This is a genomic window from Escherichia sp. E4385, assembly GCF_963883145.1.
Taxonomy (GTDB): domain Bacteria; phylum Pseudomonadota; class Gammaproteobacteria; order Enterobacterales; family Enterobacteriaceae; genus Escherichia.
The window spans coordinates 14,520-35,024 of record NZ_CAWOOJ010000012.1 but is presented as its reverse complement, the minus strand read 5'-3'; the positions used below and the strand labels follow the sequence as shown (position 1 = coordinate 35,024).

Sequence of the window (20,505 nt, the reverse complement as noted above, 5' to 3'; positions counted from 1 at the left end):
TGTTAGTGTAATTCGCTAATTCATCCTGGCATGTTGCTGTTGATTCTTCAATCAGATCTTTATAAATCAAAAAGATAAAAAATTGGCACGCAAATTGTATTAACAGTTCAGCAGGACAATCCTGAACGAAGAAATCAAGAGGACAACATTATGGGTATTTTTTCTCGCTTTGCCGACATCGTGAATGCCAACATCAACGCTCTGTTAGAGAAAGCGGAAGATCCGCAGAAACTGGTGCGTCTGATGATCCAGGAAATGGAAGACACGCTGGTTGAAGTGCGTTCTACTTCGGCACGTGCGCTGGCGGAAAAGAAACAGCTGACTCGCCGTATTGAACAAGCGTCGGCGCGTGAAGTTGAGTGGCAGGAAAAAGCCGAACTGGCACTGCTGAAAGATAGAGAAGACCTGGCGCGTGCGGCGTTAATTGAAAAACAGAAACTGACCGATCTGATTAAGTCCCTGGAACATGAAGTGACGCTGGTGGACGATACGCTGGTGCGTATGAAGAAAGAGATTGGCGAACTGGAAAACAAATTGAGCGAAACACGCGCTCGCCAGCAGGCATTGATGTTACGCCATCAGGCGGCAAACTCGTCGCGCGATGTGCGTCGTCAGTTGGACAGTGGCAAACTGGATGAAGCGATGGCCCGTTTCGAATCTTTCGAGCGCCGTATCGACCAGATGGAAGCCGAAGCGGAAAGCCACAGTTTCGGCAAACAAAAATCGCTGGATGATCAGTTTGCCGAGCTGAAAGCTGATGATGCAATCAGCGAGCAACTGGCACAATTAAAAGCCAAAATGAAGCAAGACAATCAATAATAACATCCTGGCGGCGTCCGAACACGCCGCCGCTCATCCCTTAAGGAGTCCTTATGAGCGCGCTATTTCTGGCTATTCCGTTAACCATCTTTGTGCTGTTTGTTTTACCGATTTGGTTATGGCTGCATTACAGCAACCGCTCCAGTCGTGGAGAGCTTTCGCAAAGCGAACAACAGCGATTAGCGCAACTGGCTGATGAAGCAAAACGGATGCGCGAGCGTATTCAGGCGCTGGAATCCATTCTTGATGCTGAACATCCGAACTGGAGGGATCGCTAATGGCGGGTATTAATCTCAATAAAAAATTATGGCGCATTCCACAACAGGGCATGGTTCGCGGGGTCTGTGCCGGGATTGCTAACTATTTTGATGTACCGGTAAAACTGGTACGTATTCTGGTGGTGCTGTCGATTTTCTTCGGCCTGGCGCTGTTTACCTTGGTTGCTTACATCATTTTGTCATTTGCGCTTGATCCAATGCCTGACAACATGGCGTTTGGTAAACAACAACCTTCCAGCAGCGAATTGCTGGATGAAGTCGACCGTGAACTGGCGGCCAGTGAAACGCGTTTACGCGAGATGGAACGTTATGTCACTTCCGACACCTTCACGCTACGTAGCCGTTTCCGTCAACTGTGAGGAAAGTTATGAATACTCGCTGGCAACAGGCCGGGCAAAAGATGAAGCCTGGTTTCAAATTAGCAGGCAAGCTGGTACTTCTTACCGCACTGCGCTATGGCCCGGCGGGTGTGGCTGGTTGGGCGATAAAATCAGTTGCTCGCCGACCGCTGAAAATGTTGCTGGCTGTGGCGCTGGAACCGCTATTAAGTCGGGCTGCCAATAAACTGGCGCAGCGTTATAAAAGGTGAGGGGAGTTCCGCAAATATTGTTAGATCTCAGGCGTATAATGGATGGCAATTTTCATCCATAGAAGGATATTTATATGTTTAAAAAAGGCTTACTTGCTCTGACGCTGGTGTTTTCACTGCCTGTTTTCGCCGCTGAACACTGGATAGATGTTCGTGTTCCAGAGCAGTATCAGCAAGAGCACGTTCAGGGGGCCATCAATATTCCCCTAAAGGAAGTGAAAGAGCGCATAGCCACCGCCGTTCCGGATAAAAACGACACCGTGAAAGTGTATTGCAACGCCGGACGCCAGTCCGGGCAGGCAAAAGAGATCCTCAACGAGATGGGATATACCCACGTTGAGAACGTCGGTGGACTGAAAGACATCGAAATGCCGAAGGTCAAAGGTTAACAAATTATTGCCTGAGCGGTGTAAATAACGCCGCTTATTCATTTGATAAATCAAAATTAACCCATATTATTATCTCCAGTATCTAATCCTTTCTACGGCTTTCTGGCACAGGACAGCAATGAAGCGACTTAAAAATGAACTTAATGCGCTGGTGAATCGGGGTGTCGACAGACATCTGCGCCTCGCTGTAACCGGACTTAGCCGCAGCGGCAAAACAGCGTTTATCACCGCGATGGTTAATCAGTTGCTCAATATTCATGCCGGAGCACGCTTGCCGCTATTAAGCGCGGTGCGTGAAGAGCGCCTGCTGGGCGTAAAACGCATTCCCCAGCGTGACTTTGGTATTCCGCGCTTCACCTATGATGAAGGGCTGGCGCAGTTATATGGCGATCCTCCCGCCTGGCCGACGCCAACGCGCGGCGTCAGTGAAATCCGCCTGGCGCTACGTTTTAAATCGAATGATTCACTGCTGCGTCACTTCAAAGACACCTCCACGCTGTATCTGGAGATTGTGGATTATCCCGGCGAATGGCTGCTCGACCTGCCGATGCTGGCGCAGGATTACTTAAGTTGGTCGCGGCAGATGACGGGCTTACTCAATGGCCAGCGCGGCGAATGGTCGGCGAAATGGCAAATGATGTGCGAAGGCCTGGATCCGTTAGCGCCTGCCGACGAAAACCGACTGGCAGACATTGCCGCCGCGTGGACCGATTATCTCCACCAGTGTAAACAGCAGGGGCTGCACTTTATTCAGCCAGGGCGCTTTGTTTTGCCTGGCGATATGGCAGGAGCGCCCGCGCTGCAATTCTTCCCGTGGCCTGATGTCGATGCCTGGGGCGAGTCCAAACTGGCGCAGGCCGATAAGCATACCAATGCCGGAATGTTGCGCGAGCGGTTTAATTATTACTGCGAGAAGGTGGTGAAAGGGTTCTATAAAAACCACTTTCTGCGCTTTGACCGCCAGATTGTGCTGGTGGATTGCCTGCAACCTCTCAACAGTGGGCCACAGGCATTTAATGATATGCGTCTGGCGCTGACGCAGCTGATGCAAAGTTTCCACTACGGGCAGCGTACCCTGTTCCGGCGTTTGTTTTCGCCGGTTATTGATAAGCTATTGTTTGCTGCCACTAAAGCGGACCATGTGACCATCGATCAGCATGCCAATATGGTTTCATTACTGCAACAACTGATTCAGGATGCCTGGCAAAATGCGGCGTTCGAAGGGATCAGCATGGACTGCCTGGGGCTGGCGTCAGTTCAGGCGACCACCAGCGGCATTATTGATGTTAACGGTGAGAAAATCCCGGCGCTGCGCGGTAATCGACTCAGCGATGGCGCACCGCTCACTGTTTATCCTGGCGAAGTTCCTGCACGTTTGCCCGGTCAGGCGTTCTGGGATAAGCAAGGCTTCCAGTTTGAAGCGTTTCGTCCGCAGGTAATGGATGTCGACAAACCGCTACCGCATATTCGTCTTGATGCTGCGCTGGAATTTTTAATAGGAGATAAATTGCGATGACCGAACCGTTAAAACCACGTATTGATTTCGACGGTCCGCTGGAGGTCGATCAGAGTCCAAAATTCAGGGCGCAGCAGACCTTTGACGAAAATCAAGCGCAAAATTTTGCCCCGGCCACGCTCGACGAAGCGCAGGAAGAAGAGGGGCAAGTCGAAGCGGTAATGGATGCCGCGTTACGTCCGAAACGCAGTCTGTGGCGCAAAATGGTGATGGGCGGGCTGGCTCTGTTTGGCGCAAGCGTTGTCGGTCAGGGCGTGCAGTGGACAATGAACGCCTGGCAAACTCAGGACTGGGTGGCGCTGGGCGGTTGTGCCGCTGGGGCATTGATTATCGGCGCTGGCGTGGGTTCTGTGGTAACAGAATGGCGGCGCTTATGGCGCTTGCGCCAGCGTGCGCACGAACGCGACGAAGCACGCGATTTGTTGCACAGTCACGGCACGGGTAAAGGCCGCGCATTTTGCGAAAAACTGGCGCAGCAGGCGGGAATCGATCAGTCACATCCGGCGCTACAACGCTGGTATGCCTCAATCCATGAAACGCAGAACGATCGTGAAGTGGTTAGTTTGTATGCCCATCTCGTTCAGCCAGTACTGGATGCACAGGCGCGTCGGGAAATCAGCCGTTCGGCGGCGGAATCGACGTTGATGATTGCGGTCAGCCCGCTGGCGCTGGTGGACATGGCGTTTATCGCTTGGCGCAATCTGCGTTTGATTAATCGCATCGCCACGCTGTATGGCATTGAACTGGGGTATTACAGCCGTCTGCGCCTGTTTAAACTGGTCTTGCTGAATATCGCTTTCGCGGGTGCCAGCGAACTGGTGCGTGAAGTGGGGATGGACTGGATGTCGCAGGATCTCGCCGCGCGCTTGTCTACTCGCGCCGCTCAGGGAATAGGTGCCGGGTTACTGACCGCACGACTGGGGATCAAAGCTATGGAACTTTGCCGCCCGCTGCCGTGGATTGACAATGACAAACCACGTTTGGGTGATTTCCGTCGTCAGCTCATCGGTCAGGTAAAAGAGACGTTACAAAAGAGCAAAACGTCCGGCGAAAAATAGTGCACATTCGGGCGCTGATCGGATAGCTTTACGCCGAAGTGCCCGTTTATCCATCGTTGTGTCAATGTTTGTTGACAGAAACCTTCCTGCTACTCGAATAGTGTCATATCATCATATTTATTGTTCTTTTTCATGTGAAGGTTCCCATGCGTCTGGAAGTCTTTTGTGAAGACCGACTCGGTCTGACCCGCGAATTGCTCGACCTACTGGTGCTAAGAGGCATCGATTTACGCGGTATTGAGATTGACCCAATCGGGCGGATTTACCTGAATTTTTCCGAACTGGATTTTGACAGTTTCAGCAGTTTGATGGCGGAAATACGCCGTATTGCGGGCGTTACCGATGTGCGCACTGTGCCGTGGATGCCTTCCGAGCGAGAACATCAGGCGTTGAGCGCATTGCTTGAAGCATTGCCTGAACCCGTGCTTTCTGTCGATATGAAAAGCAAGGTGGACATGGCAAATCCGGCGAGCTGTCAGCTATTCGGGCAAAAACTGGAGCGCTTACGCAATCATACCGCTGCGCAATTGATTAACGGATTTAATTTTTTACGTTGGCTTGAGAGCGACCCGCAGGAATCACATAACGAACATGTAGTGATTAATGGACAAAATTTCCTGATGGAAATAACGCCTGTCTATCTTCAGGATGAAAACGACCAGCATGTCCTGACCGGTGCGGTAGTGATGCTGCGCTCAACAATCCGTATGGGCCGTCAGTTGCAAAATGTGGCTGCCCAGGATGTCAGCGCCTTCAGTCAGATTGTCGCCATCAGTCCTAAAATGAAGCATGCGGTAGAGCAGGCGCAAAAGTTAGCAATGTTAAGCGCACCGCTGCTGATCACGGGTGATACCGGCACAGGTAAAGATCTCTTTGCTTACGCTTGTCATCAGGCAAGCCCGCGTGCGAGTAAACCTTATCTGGCGCTGAACTGTGCTTCTATTCCAGAAGATGCTGTAGAGAGCGAACTCTTCGGGCATGCGCCGGAGGGGAAAAAAGGATTCTTTGAACAGGCGAACGGCGGCTCGGTTTTGCTGGATGAGATTGGCGAGATGTCGCCACGAATGCAGGCAAAATTATTGCGTTTTCTCAACGATGGCACTTTCCGTCGAGTAGGGGAAGACCACGAAGTGCATGTGGATGTGCGGGTAATTTGCGCGACGCAGAAGAATCTGGTCGAGCTGGTGCAAAAAGGCGTGTTCCGCGAAGATCTCTATTATCGTCTGAACGTGCTGACGTTAAATCTGCCGCCGCTACGTGACTGTCCGCAGGACATCATGCCGTTAACCGAACTGTTCGTCGCACGCTTTGCCGACGAGCAGGGCGTGCCGCGTCCGAAATTAGCTGCAGATCTAAATACCGTGCTTACGCGTTATGCATGGCCGGGTAACGTGCGGCAGTTGAAAAACGCTATTTACCGCGCACTGACGCAACTGGAAGGTTATGAACTGCGTCCGCAGGATATTTTGCTGCCAGATTATGACGCTGCAACTGTGGCCGTTGGTGAAGATGCTATGGAAGGTTCGCTGGACGAAATCACCAGCCGTTTTGAACGTTCGGTATTAACCCAGCTTTATCGCAATTACCCCAGTACGCGCAAACTGGCAAAACGTTTGGGCGTTTCACACACCGCGATTGCCAATAAACTGCGGGAATATGGATTGAGTCAGAAGAAGAGCGAAGAATAAGTGGGATAAATGCCTGATGGCGCAATACCATCAGGCATAATAATTTACGCTTTCAGTACCGCGAGAGCTGCTTCGTAATCCGGCTCGGTGGTGATTTCATTGACCAACTGACTGAAGATCACATTATCATTTTCATCAATTACCACAACCGCACGTGCTGCCAGACCTTTCAGTGGGCCTTCAGCGATCTCAACGCCGTAAGCTTGCAGGAATTCAGCGTTACGGAAAGTGGAGAGAGTGATAACGTTGTTCAGACCTTCCGCGCCGCAGAAACGAGACTGAGCAAACGGCAGATCGGCGGAGATGCACAGCACAACCGTGTTGTCGATTTCGGTTGCCAGTTGGTTAAACTTACGTACTGATGCGGCGCAAACACCGGTATCAATGCTCGGGAAAATGTTCAGCACTTTGCGTTTGCCCGCAAACTGACCGAGGGTGACGTCAGACAGATCTTTTGCCACGAGAGTAAAAGTCTGCGCTTTGCTACCCGCTTGTGGGATGGAATTGGCGACTGTAACCGGGTTGCCCTGGAAATGAACGATTTGTGACATGATTATCTTTCCTGTTTACATATAGTTAACGTCACGCCTAGTTTATGCTAACTGTCAATAACACAGCAATCGCTATTTGCGCTTAATCCGCAGACCACCGCGGCAACAAGGAGTAAAGATGAGAACCGTTAAGGTATTTGAGGAAGCCTGGCCGTTACATACCCCGTTTGTTATTGCGCGAGGAAGCCGCAGTGAAGCGCGCGTGGTGGTGGTTGAACTGGAAGAAGATGGCGTCAAAGGTACGGGCGAATGTACGCCTTATCCGCGCTATGGCGAAAGTGATGCCTCAGTCATGGCGCAAATAATGAGCGTGGTCCCACAACTGGAAAAAGGGCTGACGCGCGCAGAGTTGCAAAAAGTTCTGCCTGCCGGTGCAGCGCGTAATGCGCTGGATTGTGCGCTGTGGGATCTGGCCGCAAGACAACAGCAGCAGACGCTGGCTGTACTTACCGGTATCTCTCTTCCTGAAACGATCACCACTGCGCAGACGGTAGTGATCGGTACGCCGGATCAGATGGCAGCCAGTGCCGCAGCACTATGGCAGGCTGGGGCTAAGCTGCTAAAAGTGAAGCTGGATAATCATCTTATCAGCGAGCGGATGGTGGCGATTCGCGCGGCAGTGCCGGATGCGACGTTAATTGTTGATGCTAATGAATCCTGGCGTGCGGAAGGACTGGCGGCTCGATGCCAGTTGCTGGCCGATTTAGGCGTCGCAATGCTGGAGCAACCTCTCCCGGCTCAGGACGATGCGGCGCTGGAGAATTTTATCCATCCATTGCCTATTTGCGCGGACGAAAGTTGTCATACCCGCAGCAACCTGAAGGCGCTGAAAGGGCGCTATGAGATGGTTAATATCAAGCTTGATAAAACCGGCGGCCTGACGGAAGCGTTGGCGCTGGCAACAGAAGCGCGTGCACAAGGTTTCAGCCTGATGTTGGGCTGCATGTTATGCACCTCACGCGCCATTAGCGCAGCATTACCGCTGGCGCCGCAGGTCAGCTTCGCCGATCTCGACGGGCCGACCTGGCTGGCGGTGGATGTGGAACCGGCTCTTCAGTTTACGACCGGCGAATTGCATCTTTAGGATGCCAGCGCAGTAAATTCGCCATCGCAAAAAGATATTTTTCGCTGGCTTCATCGGCGGAGATGGGGGGAAACTCAGCAGTGATACAGTGCAAGTTCAGGTCTGCACACCAACTGCCAAAGGATCCGGGGGTGTCGTAGCCGACGCTGGTTACCAGCGGCAATTCAAATGCCTGGGCCAGCCATTCACCTAATTCGCTGTGTCTGGGATCTTCAATACACGCCAGCGGATCGTGGAACGAGACGACCCAGGCGGGCTGAATGCGGTGAATGAGTTGGCATAACGCCTGGGTTTCAGGTTCGGAGCCGGGTTTATCTCCGGTCAGCAAAACAACGTCGCGCTCTTCGGCGGCACTGTTCCAGCGATAAACCGTTTCTCCTTCCTTCCAGTTCGCTGCCGGAAAGTTTCGGTTTAAATCCACACCATTAGCATTGGCACGTAGACCCAACTGGCAACCGTCGGGATTCACACAGAGCACCACATGATGACGGCGCAAAGACGGTGTTAATGTGCGTAATGCGCAGGAGAGGGCGACGACGGAAGAATTCTCATCGCCGTGGGTACCAGCAAGAATCAAACCACTTTCGCTGCTGGCGGCATGGGCGGGAAACCAGAGCAGCGGCGCACCCAATAATGAACGTCCGTAATGTTCAGTTCCTGGGGGGAAAGCGCCCCGTTCGGCGCGTGGGCGAGTCACGGTCATAATCGTCTCTGACAATAGAAGTATTACAGGCAGTGTTGTGCAAATTTTGTGGATTATCAAATCCTTTTCGACAACGATATGTTATCGATCTTTTATCACTTTTTTGCCGGAAGTTATTTGCATTTCTTTAAGGAGAAACAAATAATTACGCATCAATATTAACGTCGGTTTGAGGGTAACTTATGAAGCACTCTGTTTCAGTAACTTGTTGTGCGCTGTTAGTCAGCAGCATTTCTCTTTCGTATGCTGCTGATGTTCCGAGCGGCACAGTACTGGCAGACAAGCAGGAGCTGGTGCGTCATATTAAGGATGAGCCTGCATCATTGGATCCCGCGAAAGCGGTTGGTTTGCCGGAGATTCAGGTGATTCGCGATTTGTTTGAAGGACTCGTGAATCAGAATGAAAAAGGGGAGATTGTCCCCGGCGTCGCCACCCAGTGGAAAAGCAATGACAACCGTATCTGGACCTTTACCCTGCGCGATGATGCTAAATGGGCAGATGGCACACCGGTTACCGCGCAGGATTTTGTCTATAGCTGGCAACGTCTGGTAGACCCGAAAACGTTGTCCCCATTTGCCTGGTTTGCCGCGCTGGCGGGGGTAAACAATGCTCAGGCGATTATTGATGGTAAAGCCACGCCTGACCAACTTGGCGTCACTGCCGTTGATGCCCATACCCTGAAAATCCAGCTTGATAAGCCATTGCCGTGGTTTGTTAATTTGACGGCCAACTTTGCCTTCTTCCCGGTGCAAAAAGCCAACGTTGAAAGCGGTAAAGATTGGACAAAACCAGGGAAACTTATCGGAAACGGCGCATATGTGCTTAAAGAACGCGTAGTGAATGAAAAGCTGGTGGTTGTACCGAATACCCATTATTGGGATAACGCAAAAACGGTACTGCAAAAAGTGACTTTCCTGCCGATTAACCAGGAGTCCGCTGCCACGAAACGTTATCTTGCAGGTGATATTGATATCACTGAGTCCTTCCCGAAAAATATGTATCAAAAGCTGTTGAAGGATATTCCAGGGCAGGTTTATACACCGCCGCAGCTGGGGACTTATTATTATGCCTTCAATACGCAAAAAGGTCCGACGGCAGATCAACGCGTTCGTTTGGCATTAAGTATGACGATTGACCGCCGCCTGATGACGGAAAAAGTATTAGGCACCGGTGAAAAACCAGCATGGCATTTTACGCCAGATGTTACTGCCGGATTTACGCCGGAGCCTTCGCCGTTTGAACAAATGAGTCAGGAAGAACTGAATGCGCAGGCAAAAACTTTGTTGAGCGCAGCCGGTTATGGTCCGCAAAAACCGCTGAAGCTGACGCTGTTGTATAACACTTCAGAAAACCATCAGAAAATTGCGATTGCCGTAGCGTCGATGTGGAAAAAGAATCTTGGTGTGGACGTCAAATTGCAAAATCAGGAATGGAAAACCTATATCGATAGCCGTAACACCGGTAATTTTGACGTTATCCGCGCATCATGGGTAGGGGACTATAATGAACCGTCTACCTTCCTGACGCTGTTAACGTCAACGCACTCGGGAAATATTTCACGGTTTAATAATCCGGCATACGATAAAGTGCTGGCCCAGGCGTCGACTGAAAATACCGTTAAAGCGCGCAATGCCGATTACAACGCGGCAGAGAAAATTCTCATAGAACAAGCGCCTATTGCACCGATTTACCAGTATACCAATGGGCGATTAATCAAACCGTGGTTGAAAGGTTATCCAATTAATAACCCGGAAGATGTGGCGTATAGTCGCACAATGTATATTGTGAAGCATTAATATGATGTCATCTGGCGCGTTTATGCGCGCCAGATTTAACAACCCCGATAAAATACCTTCTTTTTTAAAATCCCCCCTATAAAAATCACACCCAAGATAATTATTTGAATTTTTCTGCCAATGTCCAGCATAAATAATAATCAAATATTTTATTTAAAAGGTGTATTACATACTCCCAATATAAGCTGTGCTTTACTTTTCTTTACAACGCAAGACGTATTGCGTTCCTTGTGAAAATTTTCATTCGCAAACAGACACACAGCTAAAATGGGGTGGTAAAATGAAAAAATCCTTAGCTATTCCTTTAGTTATCTCGTTATTACTCCTTCATTATCCTTCTTTAAGCCTGGCCGCAGAATCACTGCCCGATGCCACGTCGTTGGGGCTGGAAAACTTAACGAATGATCTCTCACGACAAGAATTGTTTGTAAAAATACTGGAATCGGATCCATCTCGTGATAAAGAGTTTGATTCCTTTGCGGTAAAAAAATATTTTAAATTTCCGGCTGATGTCGCTTACGATTCGGTATTGAATCAACCACGACCCAGTTCTTTATTTGGTGTGGATATCAGCCATCATAACGGTAAAAACTTCCCGATCGAACTGTTGGCAAAAAATAAGTCTGTGTTCTTGTATATGAAGTCCAGTCAAGGAACGCGTTATGTTGATCCTGAATTCGCCGGTTTTTGGCAGCGGGCTGGGGATACTGAGCGAGGGATAAAACTTCACCGTGGGGCCTACCACTTTCTTTCCAGTGGCACACCGGCAGACGACGCGGAATTGTGGGGACGCAAGCAGGCAATGACGTTTGTTAAAGTTATTAAAGCCAATGGCGGGTTAAGGGCGACAGATATGCCACCGGCGGTGGATGTTGAGTGGGATGTAGATTCATCAACAGGTAAGGACCGCTGGCAGAAGCGTAAACCCACTGAAATAATCACGATGATCAAGGCATTCACCGCGCAGGTAGAAGCCGATTTAGGGCGTAAACCGGTTATCTACACTGCGCGGGCGTGGTGGAAAGATGCCGTCGGCGGAGAAAAAAGTTTTGCCCAGGTTGCAGAACATAATCTGTGGCTGGCTGATTATTCTAATCAGGCACAGGCCAGCGAAACGCCGCGTTCAATTAACCAGACAAAATGGGCAATCTGGCAGTTTACCGATGCTGCGCAGCTTAATTTGGGATCAAGTCAGAAATTCGATGCCAGTATATACAAGGGCCCGACCGCTGAGTTTTATTCCACTCTGGGTGTGCAGGAGTTTTAAATCATGAACAGGCGATGGCCAAATTTATGTAAAACGGTCCTGGGGCTGTTAATTGCAGGAATATCACTGGGAATGACTGATGCCCGCGCAGATGACATTTGCAAAAATGGCGCAATGGTCCCTGATGAATATTGTCATTTTTTTGTCCACTATGGGCCAGAGAACCCAGGGAAACTGGATATCCGGATCAGTGATGCGTTAAAAATACCCGATCAGGATGCAGCGAAAACGCGCTCCATCGGGTTGATTATTGCAATTTCAAAATATCCACTATTACATGCAGATATTCCGGCAGCCGCGGTGGATGGCCAAAGAATGGCTGATTTTCTGATCAACGGACAGAAGTTTGATGAGGTTATTTTATTGAGAGATCAGGAAGCTTCATTAGATAATATTAATTATTTTTTAAAGGAATATTTACCTGCCAGAGGGATGATGTTTGATAAGAAAGCTCGCTTGTTAATTGCTTATTCAGGCCATGGTCGTTTTGGCACTCAAAATGGTAATTCTGATAAAGCACCTGCATTTGTATTGAGCAACGCTACGGATATTGATGGTTCAAAAGGCATGTATGAAATGCCAGCTCTGAACACACAACTTAATATTCTGGCAAAGCGTTATTTCCATGTTCTGACTTTAGTCAATGCCTGCTTTGGTTCTGGCTTGTATGGCATGACTATCGGCGCGGGTAATTCTAACTCGTACAGTAATCCCGGTGCCTATGCAATAGCTGCCGGTGATGATAAAACAGAGGTTTACTCACTGGAGGCAAAGCGCGGCAGTGTCTTTTTCGATACAATTATCAAAGGAGTAACGAATGGCGTTGCCGACGAACGTTTTGGTAAGTCGTATATGGTAAAAGTAGATGGAAAAAAGGAATACTACGCAGGAATAACCAGAACGTTGAGTTTATTTATCTATGTTAATGATCAATATTCAGATATTAATGAAAAACTGGATGAACAAGGTAAGGGATTACATTTAAGCGATGCCTGGATAGGTGCAACAGAAATGCCAGCGGGTCCAGGGGGATTCTTCTTCATCAATGAACCTGCGGCAAGTCGTCTGGATAATAAGACTCAGCTGGCTGCGGGTAAAGCAGGGGAGTTTACGAATATTGATGTAGCCTCATTCTCGATTGATAAGCCAGCCTCTGTCCCCGCAGATAATCAGGAAAAAGATAATAAATCGATTGAGATTCCTTATGGCCCCGTAAGTGCAATTCCCAACCGTCCTGATATTCGTATTTTTAAAACGCCGGAAATTTACCCAATTCACGGACATGATATTTCTTCTAACGATGGTGAAATAGACTGGAAATTATTCCAGGAAAAATCGTCTGCGCGTTTTGTGTATGCGAGAGTAGTTGGCTGGAGAGGTCCTGATTCATCATTTAAGTCTCACTGGAAACAATTAGCAGATTCCAAATTTGACCGTGGAGGTTATTTCAAATTTGATTTTTGCCGCACACCTGAGGCGCAATTGGAAACGGCAAAAAGTCTCCTGCCCGCAGAGCCGAAAATGTTACCGCCCGGCATTTTATTGGTAAATCCTGAAGGTGAAGATACAACTCAACTAAACTGCTTTAAAAAATCGGGAATGGCTAATGCACGTAATGATATTTTGCGTTTTGCCGATTTAATCTACCAAAATTATCACAAAACCCCCATATTTTATGGAAATCATAATAACCTGTCACATTTCATGGATAGTCGATTCGAGCAGTATATGGTGTGGATGGGGTATTGGGGACAAGCTGGTGTGAAGCTTGAAGGACGCAATCCCTGGACGCTTTGGCAATATTCAGGGAATGAAACGGTACCGGGGATCGGTCACAGTACGGAGTCTGAAGTTTTCTTTGGTACTGAGGAACAATATGTTCAGTTTAAAGCTGGCGAGAATAATGTCGCGCTGGCTGCTGTTAATTGAATAATAAATAAGACTGGATGGCGAATAAGCATATCGCCATCCAGTTTCTGCAGGTTATTACTTCACCTGTTCTGGTAGTGTGTTATTCTCCATATACAACGTCTGGCTGGGGAAGGCAAAATCCGCGCCATGCGACTGTACAATATCGATAATTTTCAAATATACGTCCTGCTGGGCGGCAAGCCATTCGGCCCAAACCGTGGTTTTAGTAAAACAATAAACCATAATATTTAGCGACGAATCGGCAAACTGGTTGAAATAAACCAATAGGGTTTGCTGCTGGTCGATGGCGGGATGATTTGTAAGCATTTCGCGTACCGCTTCGACAATAGCGCCCACTTTAGCCGCATCTTCATAACGTAAACCAATGGTCGTAGTAATACGACGGTTGGTCATTCGACCGGGGTTTTCAACGCTGATAGATGAAAACAGTGAGTTCGGCACGTACAGCGGACGATGATCAAATGTGGTGATTTTAGTCATTCGCCAGCCAATTTCTGCCACCGTTCCTTCGATATTTCTGTCAGGAGAACGGATCCAGTCGCCAATACTAAAGGGGCGATCAAAATAGAGCATAATGCCGGAAAAGAAGTTGCTCAGAATATCCTTACCGGCCATACCTACTGCAAGGCCACCAATACCACCAAAAGTCAGCAAGCCTGAAAGGCTCATGCCGAAATGTTCGCCATAGAGCAGAACAATGACGACGATGATGCTGATTTTGATGATCCGCGACATAATCCGTGCACTGGTAATATCGCGGCCTTTTTTAATCTGCTTCCGTTCAAACTGATTGATTAGAAGGAATAACTTAACCGTCAGGATAAGGGCTATCAGTGACGTACAGATAAAATCAACGGCGTCCGGTGTGATAAATTTGAGTTTGTAGTTTTCGATGACATAATTAATGATGCTACCAACAGCACTGATAATTATGGTGTAGATTAAAAATTGCACTGCGTGGAATAAGAATCCTTTTCTTTTATGATTTCCACGGCGAAACCAAAAGCTCATAAGAATCAATGCTGCGCAGCTACCGAAAATAATGACCAGATTAAGCGCATTATTTGTAAACAGTTCAGCGATCATTGTTTTATTAGGCTCCTCCAGATTGTTGACGTCATGCCGGAAACCCCTGGCGGGGTTATTTTATCGCGATAATTCATGCATATCATCAATAGGCAGGGAAGGAAGTAGCAACATTAGCTAATTTATCAACGAGTTGATGATATGTTACGCGACAATCTATTGCTTTCAGGGCAGACAACACCAAAATGTCATGGTATTGTTACACACAAGTAACAAAGGGTTTATCTGCAAAAGGATTATATTATGATCATGGCGAAACTGAAGTCAGCGAAAGGGAGAAAGTTTCTCATAGGTTTGTTGGCGGTTTTCATTATTGCGGCGTCGGTAGTGACTCGCGCGACTATCGGTGGTGTTATTGAACAATACAATATCCCGCTGTCCGAATGGACGACATCCATGTATGTGATTCAGTCATCGATGATTTTTGTCTATAGTCTGGTCTTTACCGTGTTACTGGCAATCCCGCTGGGTATTTATTTCCTCGGTGGAGAGGAAAAGTAAGTAAAAGAAAAGGCCCGTAACTTCGGGCCTTGAAAGTAAGTGACGAACGATTAATCGTCGTCTTCGTCATCCAGTTCGACAGGTGTCTGGTATTGGTCGGGTTTAATCACCAGCAGGTCGCAGCGAAGATGATCAATCACTTGTTCCGCCGTATTGCCAAGGAATGCCGCAGAAATACCAGTGCGTCCTACGGTTCCCAGAACCACAATCCCTGCCTGTAAATGCTCCGCTAAATCGGGAATCACTTCTTCCGGTAGACCTTTTTCGACATGCGTCATTTTCTCGTCAATGCTGAATTTCTGCCGCAGGGCTTTCATCGCCAGTAAATGTTGCCCGCGAATAGCATCGTTATAAACGCTTGGATCAAATTCCGGCAGTTCAATCGCAATATTGATGGGGGTTACTGGATAAGCACCAACCAGATGTACCTCGGTGTGGTTGACCTGGTCCGCCAGTTCGATCGTCTCTTTCACCAATTTTTCATTGAGCGCATTATGATACGGCTCTTCGCTGGCGAGATTCACCGCCACCAGCGCCTTACCCCCTTCCGGCCACGGCTGGTCTTTCACCATCCACACCGGGCTCGGGCATTTGCGTAACAGGTGCCAGTCTGTTGGCGTAAAAATCACCGCTTCCAGGCGGTCATGTTGGTGCGCCATTTTTAGCACCAGATCGTGCCCACCGCTAAGTACTTCCTGAATGATGGCTTCGAAAGGACGGTTATGCCAGACCACTTTAATTTCAATGGGAACGCCAGCGTTAAGATAATATTTCGCCTGCTCGTGGATCCACGCAGTACGCTGACTAATGACGCCCTGACGCATGGCGGTCCGCTCATCCGGGGAGAGTAGGGTAGTCATCTCGTATGAGAAGTCATAAATAGGCAAAAAGGCTTTAATTTTGCCACCAATCCGTTGATGCAAATAAACAGCTCGCCGTAATGCGGGTTGATCGTCCTGATTAGGATCGATAACAACAAGCATGTTCTGATACATAGCCATACAGAGTCTCCTTACAACAACTGTCAATGCAGTTTGTATTAAAAGAGTAACCTAGATCTGGTGAATGAAACAGTGATGAACCTTCTGCCAGATCAATAAATGAGAAAAATTTAATGATATGACAGAAGGATAGTGAGTTATGCGGAAAAATCAGGCGACGTTGCGTGTATGACCGGCTAGTTGGGCCAGCGCATCGTTATTTTCGATGGTGATATATTTACCTTTGACTGCCAGCATGCCGCTTTTCTGGAAGCGCCCCAGCAGACGGCTGATGGTTTCAACTGTCAGGCCCAGATAGTTACCGATATCGCCACGAGTCATCGTCAGGCGGAATTCACGAGGGGAGAAGCCGCGTTGGGCAAAACGACGGGACAGATTATAGATAAATGCAGCCAGACGTTCTTCGGCATTTTTCTTCGACAACAGCAGGATCATGTCCTGATCGCCTTTAATTTCGCCGCTCATCAGACGCATCATTTGTTGGCGCAAATTTGGCATTTTACCGGACAGATCGTCCAGCGTTTCGAACGGAATTTCACACACCATCGAGGTTTCCAGCGCCTGGGCGAAGCTTGGATGATGACCGCTGCCTATGGCATCGAAACCCACCAGATCGCCTGCTAAATGAAAGCCAGTGATTTGCTCGTCGCCTTGCTCTGTAATGGTATAACTTTTAATCGTACCGGAGCGGATGGCATAAAGCGATTTAAGTTCATCACCAGCCTTAAACAGCGTCTGGCCTTTCTGAATAGGCTTCTTTCGCTCAATGATATTATCAAGCTGATCAAGCTCATGTTCGTTGAGTGTGAACGGGATGCAAAGCTGACTGATGCTGCAATCCTGGCAATGGATAGCACAACCGCCAGACTGAATGCGCCGTATAATTCGCTTTTCCGGGATCATAGGTCTGCTCAAGCCGTAATTGATATTTGTCAATTTTAACATCTTTTTAGGGAGCAAGTAAGTCTAAGCAAACCTTAACAGCGGAGAATTCCGATAATAGATGTAAATTTATGTCTATCTAATTGAAAAGCCTTAGATTGTTAAGGGTAACTTTACGTAAAACTGTGAACACGCAGGCACAAATTGCTTAATGTTTACAGTAAAAGATAACCTTCATGGCACAATAGCCACTCTTTTCGCTGCACTCCGCCTGCATATCCTGTCATCGTGCCGTTTCGGCCAATGACCCGGTGACAAGGCACTACAATACTGATCGGGTTTGCACCGTTGGCTGCGCCGACGGCACGCGCGGCCCCTGGGCGGCCTAGTTGTTCTGCCAGTTGACCGTAATGCATTACCTGTCCACACGGGATAGTGCGTAGCGTTTTCCATACTTCCCGTTGAAATGGCGTACCGCCGGTGGCAGTGGGTAGGGAACCAATAATGCTTAGATTACCGGCAAAATAATCACGAAGTTTATCGCTTAACCCGCCGGGATTGGTGGCGGAAATACGCTCATAACCTTCTTTGCGATAATGGATGTCCAGCAATTGCACCATGCGATCGCTATACTCTTCCCACTCAACCGCCCGCAGACGAAATTGTTCATCGCAAATAACCCACAGAGGACCCAGTGGCGTGGCAATTTTTTCTTCAAGTAATCTCAGCATCCGTTCTCTCTTAAGATAAATGTGGGTAAACCCCCGACTAATCAGCAGACCGACAAGATACCATGCAAGCAACATTAGCAGCCATACCACAAGAAGATAAGAGGGTACGGTACGACTAATGAATAGTAGGTACCTGGATTAGTTTCCGGTTTGATCGATAGCGCTGAGGTGGATTTCCGGGCTAAATGCGTCTGCCGCTTCGTTACTTCTCCCGACACCAGCGAGAATGTGGTTTTCTGCAATGCAAACAAATGAATAAAAAAATAGAGCCTGTCGACATCCGCCAGACTCTACAGTACACACAGCAGTGCATCCGCGTCTTGAATCCGGCCTGCTTCCTGTCAGCCGGTGACAGTGTTATAACGGTTTTGCCCATCAGTTGCCAATTTTCTTCAGTGACAGATTTCACGAAAATATAAGTTAAAACGGTCATCTCATGATTGAATAATCATGCATCGTTAATCGACTGGTGAATTTAGCGGATGATTAACCTGTGCGGGGGTTAAACATATTGCAGAGTGATTTGCTGAAGTATATTTCAGGCGAAGTGCAACAAATTACCGTCATCATATATTGGTTGCTGTGATGGACAAATCGCCTTAATTAGGGCCTGTGCAGGCTCACTCCCGGCTTAAACTGTTCGATACTGCAACCAGGCTGGTATAAAATGCCCCGCCTGCGGGGACACTAGCCTGTATGGAGCAAGATGTTGCTTCAACTTGCGAAGTGAACGATACAGCAGGCATCAGATGTATGAACAATTAACTCGTCTGGATCACGACGTGCGAAGGTACATAGGAGGTTACATGAACCTTGACGACAAATCGCTGTTTCTTGACGCCATGGAAGATGTCCAACCACTGAAACGTGCTACTGATGTCCACTGGCATCCTGTGCGTAACCAACGTGCGCCACAGCGTATAGACACGCTGCAACTTGATAATTTCCTCACCACAGGATTTCTCGACATCATCCCGCTAAATCAGCCCCTGGAATTTCGTCGGGAAGGTTTGCAACATGGGGTGATCGATAAGCTACGCAGCGGCAAATATCCGCAACAGGCTAGCCTGAATTTACTTCGCCAGTCGGTGGAAGAGTGCCGCAAAATGGTGTTTAGTTTTATTCATCAGGCGCGGGCGGATGGTTTGCGTAATGTACTTATTATTCACGGCAAAGGCAGAGAAGATAAGTCTCACGCCAACATTGTCCGTAGTTATGTCGCACGTTGGCTGACAGAGTTTGATGATGTACAGGCTTATTGCACCGCGCTACCGCATCATGGCGGCAGCGGGGCGTGTTACGTTGCACTGCGTAAAACAGCGCAGGCGAAACAAGAAAACTGGGAGCGTCACGCTAAACGCAGTCGATAATTCATTGACGCTTCCGCGCTATTGAAAATATCAAGCCGCCAGTACGCGGTTGCGTCCGTCATTTTTCGCCCGATACAACGCATCATCTACGCGTTTAAACAGTTCATCGATGCCTTCATTGCCTTCGTGATGTGCCACGCCAATGCTGACCGTAAAACGCGGTAAGCCAGAAATACTCACTTTTGCCACGCTCAATCGGATAGTCTCAGCGAGAGAAATTGCGGCATCCAGCGGAGTTCTGGGTAATAACAAGACGAACTCTTCACCTCCCCATCGAAACACCATATCGCCTTTGCGAGCGCAGTTTTCGAGCGTACGAGCCAGAGTGCATAAAACTTCATCACCTTTCTGGTGACCGTACAGGTCATTAATATGCTTAAAACGATCGGTGTCGATAAGCAGCAAACTGTAATCCTGAGCGATTGCGAGATGCTGCATCTGGCCTTGCTCGGTGATGTGATAAAATTGTCGGCGGTTAAGTAACCCCGTCAACGCGTCATGGTGAGCCGCGTGTTCCAGTTGTTGTTCCAGCCTTTTTTGCTCGGTAATGTCATGCACGATGCATAACATTAACTTGTCGCCATAAATCTCAATTGGCCCGGCATAAGTTTGCACATGGCGAGTGGAACCATCTGCCAGCTTATGGACAAAGTTAAGAGGTTTATGTCCGCCGGGTAAACGCGAAATTTCATGCATGACAGGCATCACGCGACGCCCAAGAATATTAATTTCCCAAGTGTGTTTCTGACAGATTGTTTCATGGTTATAGCCATAGAAATTGAGTGCGGCCACATTGGCGTCGACAATTTGGCCATCACGCGAGGGATCTATCAACAGCATTGGCGCGGAATTAGTCAGAAAAAAACGCGCATAAACCCCTTGTTTTTTACGCTGATAATTTGCAGATCGGCTGGCTTTTAAGCCCAGACTTGCGGGTGTCTCCATCCCTTCAAATATAATCACTTCCCCAGAATCACCAATCTCTTTGAGGGTTAACCGACAGCTTAGTGCTGTCTCTTCACCATTACGCTTGACCGTGAGAATTTCTACAATATCGAGTTGGTTATGCAGGTCTACGAGATATTTTGGCAGTTCGTTTTGGGAGGAGACGGAATAGAGGCCGGTTCGTAGCTGACTAAAAGTGAGTTCTTGCATCAACAGTTGCGCAGCGCTATTGGCATAAATTAACCGTTCCTCGAAGGGGGAAACGATCCAGACAGGACTGGTTAATAAGTCCAGGGTATTGAAGTTGTGCGTAGTCATT

The 20,505-nt window shown here is 48.4% G+C and carries 21 protein-coding genes and 1 pseudogene; 14 read left to right on the top strand and 8 right to left on the bottom strand.

Annotated features, from left to right (window positions below; genetic code table 11):
• Positions 1–150: 150 nt before the first annotated feature.
• The 8 genes from pspA to tyrR all read left to right on the top strand — a co-directional run bounded on the left by pspA (position 151) and on the right by tyrR (position 6,337).
• Positions 151–819, top strand: a complete 669-nt coding sequence (gene pspA / locus AACS80_RS11705) for a phage shock protein PspA (protein ID WP_000511019.1) — start codon at positions 151–153, stop codon at positions 817–819.
• 53 nt (positions 820–872) lie between these two features.
• Entirely contained in the window at positions 873–1,097 is a 225-nt protein-coding gene (gene pspB, locus AACS80_RS11700; RefSeq protein WP_001274965.1) for an envelope stress response membrane protein PspB, read from the top strand.
• On the top strand, positions 1,097–1,456 hold the full coding sequence (gene pspC / locus AACS80_RS11695) for an envelope stress response membrane protein PspC (protein WP_130222740.1): 360 nt from the start codon (positions 1,097–1,099) through the stop codon (positions 1,454–1,456). Before pspB ends, pspC begins: the two co-directional genes overlap by 1 nt.
• A gap of 8 nt (positions 1,457–1,464) precedes the next feature.
• Positions 1,465–1,686 (top strand): phage shock protein PspD, encoded by a 222-nt coding sequence (pspD, locus tag AACS80_RS11690; RefSeq protein WP_096839698.1) that lies wholly within the window; start codon positions 1,465–1,467, stop codon positions 1,684–1,686.
• 74 nt (positions 1,687–1,760) lie between these two features.
• Positions 1,761–2,075, top strand: a complete 315-nt coding sequence (gene pspE, locus AACS80_RS11685; protein WP_064527288.1) for a thiosulfate sulfurtransferase PspE — start codon at positions 1,761–1,763, stop codon at positions 2,073–2,075.
• A gap of 118 nt (positions 2,076–2,193) precedes the next feature.
• Positions 2,194–3,591, top strand: coding sequence for a YcjX family protein (locus AACS80_RS11680; protein WP_135409891.1), 1,398 nt, complete (start codon positions 2,194–2,196; stop codon positions 3,589–3,591).
• A complete protein-coding gene (locus tag AACS80_RS11675) occupies positions 3,588–4,649 on the top strand; it encodes a YcjF family protein (RefSeq protein ID WP_130216090.1) in 1,062 nt (353 codons plus the stop codon). The genes AACS80_RS11680 and AACS80_RS11675 overlap by 4 nt, the downstream gene beginning before the upstream one ends.
• Before the next feature lie 146 nt (positions 4,650–4,795).
• Positions 4,796–6,337 (top strand): transcriptional regulator TyrR, encoded by a 1,542-nt coding sequence (gene tyrR / locus AACS80_RS11670; protein WP_135409892.1) that lies wholly within the window; start codon positions 4,796–4,798, stop codon positions 6,335–6,337.
• Between the two features lie 44 nt (positions 6,338–6,381).
• Here the strand turns inward: tyrR and tpx are convergent, their stop codons facing one another.
• On the bottom strand, positions 6,382–6,888 hold the full coding sequence (gene tpx / locus AACS80_RS11665; protein ID WP_064527317.1) for a thiol peroxidase: 507 nt from the start codon (positions 6,886–6,888) through the stop codon (positions 6,382–6,384).
• A 118-nt stretch (positions 6,889–7,006) separates the two neighbouring features.
• On the opposite strand from tpx, the gene ycjG reads away from it, so the two are divergent.
• Positions 7,007–7,972, top strand: a complete 966-nt coding sequence (gene ycjG / locus AACS80_RS11660) for an L-Ala-D/L-Glu epimerase (RefSeq protein WP_135409893.1) — start codon at positions 7,007–7,009, stop codon at positions 7,970–7,972.
• Here ycjG and mpaA read toward each other — a convergent pair.
• The gene (mpaA, locus tag AACS80_RS11655; RefSeq protein WP_064527321.1) at positions 7,947–8,675 is read right to left on the bottom strand and encodes a murein tripeptide amidase MpaA; all 729 of its coding nucleotides are present in this window, start codon (positions 8,673–8,675) and stop codon (positions 7,947–7,949) included. The genes ycjG and mpaA overlap by 26 nt on opposite strands.
• Before the next feature lie 182 nt (positions 8,676–8,857).
• Here mpaA and mppA point away from each other — a divergent pair, with 182 nt between their 5' ends.
• From mppA to AACS80_RS11640, 3 genes are all read left to right on the top strand, one after another.
• Positions 8,858–10,471: a murein tripeptide ABC transporter substrate-binding protein MppA gene (gene mppA, locus AACS80_RS11650; RefSeq protein ID WP_135406509.1), complete on the top strand. Its 1,614-nt coding sequence runs from the start codon at positions 8,858–8,860 to the stop codon at positions 10,469–10,471.
• 187 nt (positions 10,472–10,658) lie between these two features.
• Complete coding sequence (locus tag AACS80_RS11645; protein WP_240727103.1) at positions 10,659–11,738, top strand: glycoside hydrolase family 25 protein; 1,080 nt, start codon at positions 10,659–10,661, stop codon at positions 11,736–11,738.
• Between the two features lie 3 nt (positions 11,739–11,741).
• Positions 11,742–13,667: a GH25 family lysozyme gene (locus AACS80_RS11640; protein ID WP_135409894.1), complete on the top strand. Its 1,926-nt coding sequence runs from the start codon at positions 11,742–11,744 to the stop codon at positions 13,665–13,667.
• A 57-nt stretch (positions 13,668–13,724) separates the two neighbouring features.
• On the opposite strand, the gene ynaI is transcribed toward AACS80_RS11640, so the two are convergent.
• Positions 13,725–14,756: a low conductance mechanosensitive channel YnaI gene (ynaI, locus tag AACS80_RS11635; protein WP_130208775.1), complete on the bottom strand. Its 1,032-nt coding sequence runs from the start codon at positions 14,754–14,756 to the stop codon at positions 13,725–13,727.
• A 243-nt stretch (positions 14,757–14,999) separates the two neighbouring features.
• On the opposite strand from ynaI, the gene AACS80_RS11630 reads away from it, so the two are divergent.
• Positions 15,000–15,257, top strand: coding sequence for a DUF2534 family protein (locus tag AACS80_RS11630; protein ID WP_130208773.1), 258 nt, complete (start codon positions 15,000–15,002; stop codon positions 15,255–15,257).
• A 50-nt stretch (positions 15,258–15,307) separates the two neighbouring features.
• On the opposite strand, the gene uspE is transcribed toward AACS80_RS11630, so the two are convergent.
• The 4 genes and pseudogenes from uspE to AACS80_RS11610 form a co-directional block, all read right to left on the bottom strand.
• Positions 15,308–16,258, bottom strand: a complete 951-nt coding sequence (gene uspE, locus AACS80_RS11625) for a universal stress protein UspE (protein ID WP_130208771.1) — start codon at positions 16,256–16,258, stop codon at positions 15,308–15,310.
• Positions 16,259–16,408: 150 nt separating this feature from the next.
• Positions 16,409–17,161, bottom strand: coding sequence for a fumarate/nitrate reduction transcriptional regulator Fnr (gene fnr / locus AACS80_RS11620; protein ID WP_000611911.1), 753 nt, complete (start codon positions 17,159–17,161; stop codon positions 16,409–16,411).
• A 194-nt stretch (positions 17,162–17,355) separates the two neighbouring features.
• Complete coding sequence (ogt, locus tag AACS80_RS11615) at positions 17,356–17,871, bottom strand: methylated-DNA--[protein]-cysteine S-methyltransferase (protein ID WP_135409895.1); 516 nt, start codon at positions 17,869–17,871, stop codon at positions 17,356–17,358.
• A 10-nt stretch (positions 17,872–17,881) separates the two neighbouring features.
• Positions 17,882–18,023: pseudogene (locus AACS80_RS11610) on the bottom strand (AbgT family transporter); the annotation flags it as partial.
• A gap of 654 nt (positions 18,024–18,677) precedes the next feature.
• Between AACS80_RS11610 and smrA the strand changes: the two are divergent.
• Positions 18,678–19,241 carry a DNA endonuclease SmrA gene (gene smrA, locus AACS80_RS11605; protein WP_130208769.1) on the top strand — a complete coding sequence of 188 codons (564 nt, stop codon included), beginning with the start codon at positions 18,678–18,680 and terminating at the stop codon, positions 19,239–19,241.
• A 30-nt stretch (positions 19,242–19,271) separates the two neighbouring features.
• Here smrA and AACS80_RS11600 read toward each other — a convergent pair whose 3' ends face one another.
• A complete protein-coding gene (locus tag AACS80_RS11600) occupies positions 19,272–20,504 on the bottom strand; it encodes a sensor domain-containing diguanylate cyclase (protein ID WP_138183805.1) in 1,233 nt (410 codons plus the stop codon).
• Position 20,505: the final 1 nt, after the last annotated feature.

What these genes read in the sequence shown, in the direction of transcription:
- AACS80_RS11630 (WP_130208773.1), top strand. Translation starts at nt 15,000, where the DNA reads ATGATCATGGCGAAACTGAAGTCAGCGAAAGGGAGAAAGTTTCTCATA.
- pspC (WP_130222740.1), top strand. Translation starts at nt 1,097, where the DNA reads ATGGCGGGTATTAATCTCAATAAAAAATTATGGCGCATTCCACAACAG.
- pspB (WP_001274965.1), top strand. Translation starts at nt 873, where the DNA reads ATGAGCGCGCTATTTCTGGCTATTCCGTTAACCATCTTTGTGCTGTTT.
- uspE (WP_130208771.1), bottom strand. Translation starts at nt 16,258, where the DNA reads ATGGCTATGTATCAGAACATGCTTGTTGTTATCGATCCTAATCAGGAC.
- AACS80_RS11640 (WP_135409894.1), top strand. Translation starts at nt 11,742, where the DNA reads ATGAACAGGCGATGGCCAAATTTATGTAAAACGGTCCTGGGGCTGTTA.
- mpaA (WP_064527321.1), bottom strand. Translation starts at nt 8,675, where the DNA reads ATGACCGTGACTCGCCCACGCGCCGAACGGGGCGCTTTCCCCCCAGGA.
- pspA (WP_000511019.1), top strand. Translation starts at nt 151, where the DNA reads ATGGGTATTTTTTCTCGCTTTGCCGACATCGTGAATGCCAACATCAAC.
- tyrR (WP_135409892.1), top strand. Translation starts at nt 4,796, where the DNA reads ATGCGTCTGGAAGTCTTTTGTGAAGACCGACTCGGTCTGACCCGCGAA.
- mppA (WP_135406509.1), top strand. Translation starts at nt 8,858, where the DNA reads ATGAAGCACTCTGTTTCAGTAACTTGTTGTGCGCTGTTAGTCAGCAGC.
- pspE (WP_064527288.1), top strand. Translation starts at nt 1,761, where the DNA reads ATGTTTAAAAAAGGCTTACTTGCTCTGACGCTGGTGTTTTCACTGCCT.
- AACS80_RS11600 (WP_138183805.1), bottom strand. Translation starts at nt 20,504, where the DNA reads ATGACTACGCACAACTTCAATACCCTGGACTTATTAACCAGTCCTGTC.
- pspD (WP_096839698.1), top strand. Translation starts at nt 1,465, where the DNA reads ATGAATACTCGCTGGCAACAGGCCGGGCAAAAGATGAAGCCTGGTTTC.
- AACS80_RS11675 (WP_130216090.1), top strand. Translation starts at nt 3,588, where the DNA reads ATGACCGAACCGTTAAAACCACGTATTGATTTCGACGGTCCGCTGGAG.
- fnr (WP_000611911.1), bottom strand. Translation starts at nt 17,161, where the DNA reads ATGATCCCGGAAAAGCGAATTATACGGCGCATTCAGTCTGGCGGTTGT.
- tpx (WP_064527317.1), bottom strand. Translation starts at nt 6,888, where the DNA reads ATGTCACAAATCGTTCATTTCCAGGGCAACCCGGTTACAGTCGCCAAT.
- smrA (WP_130208769.1), top strand. Translation starts at nt 18,678, where the DNA reads ATGAACCTTGACGACAAATCGCTGTTTCTTGACGCCATGGAAGATGTC.
- AACS80_RS11680 (WP_135409891.1), top strand. Translation starts at nt 2,194, where the DNA reads ATGAAGCGACTTAAAAATGAACTTAATGCGCTGGTGAATCGGGGTGTC.
- ogt (WP_135409895.1), bottom strand. Translation starts at nt 17,871, where the DNA reads ATGCTGAGATTACTTGAAGAAAAAATTGCCACGCCACTGGGTCCTCTG.
- ynaI (WP_130208775.1), bottom strand. Translation starts at nt 14,756, where the DNA reads ATGATCGCTGAACTGTTTACAAATAATGCGCTTAATCTGGTCATTATT.
- ycjG (WP_135409893.1), top strand. Translation starts at nt 7,007, where the DNA reads ATGAGAACCGTTAAGGTATTTGAGGAAGCCTGGCCGTTACATACCCCG.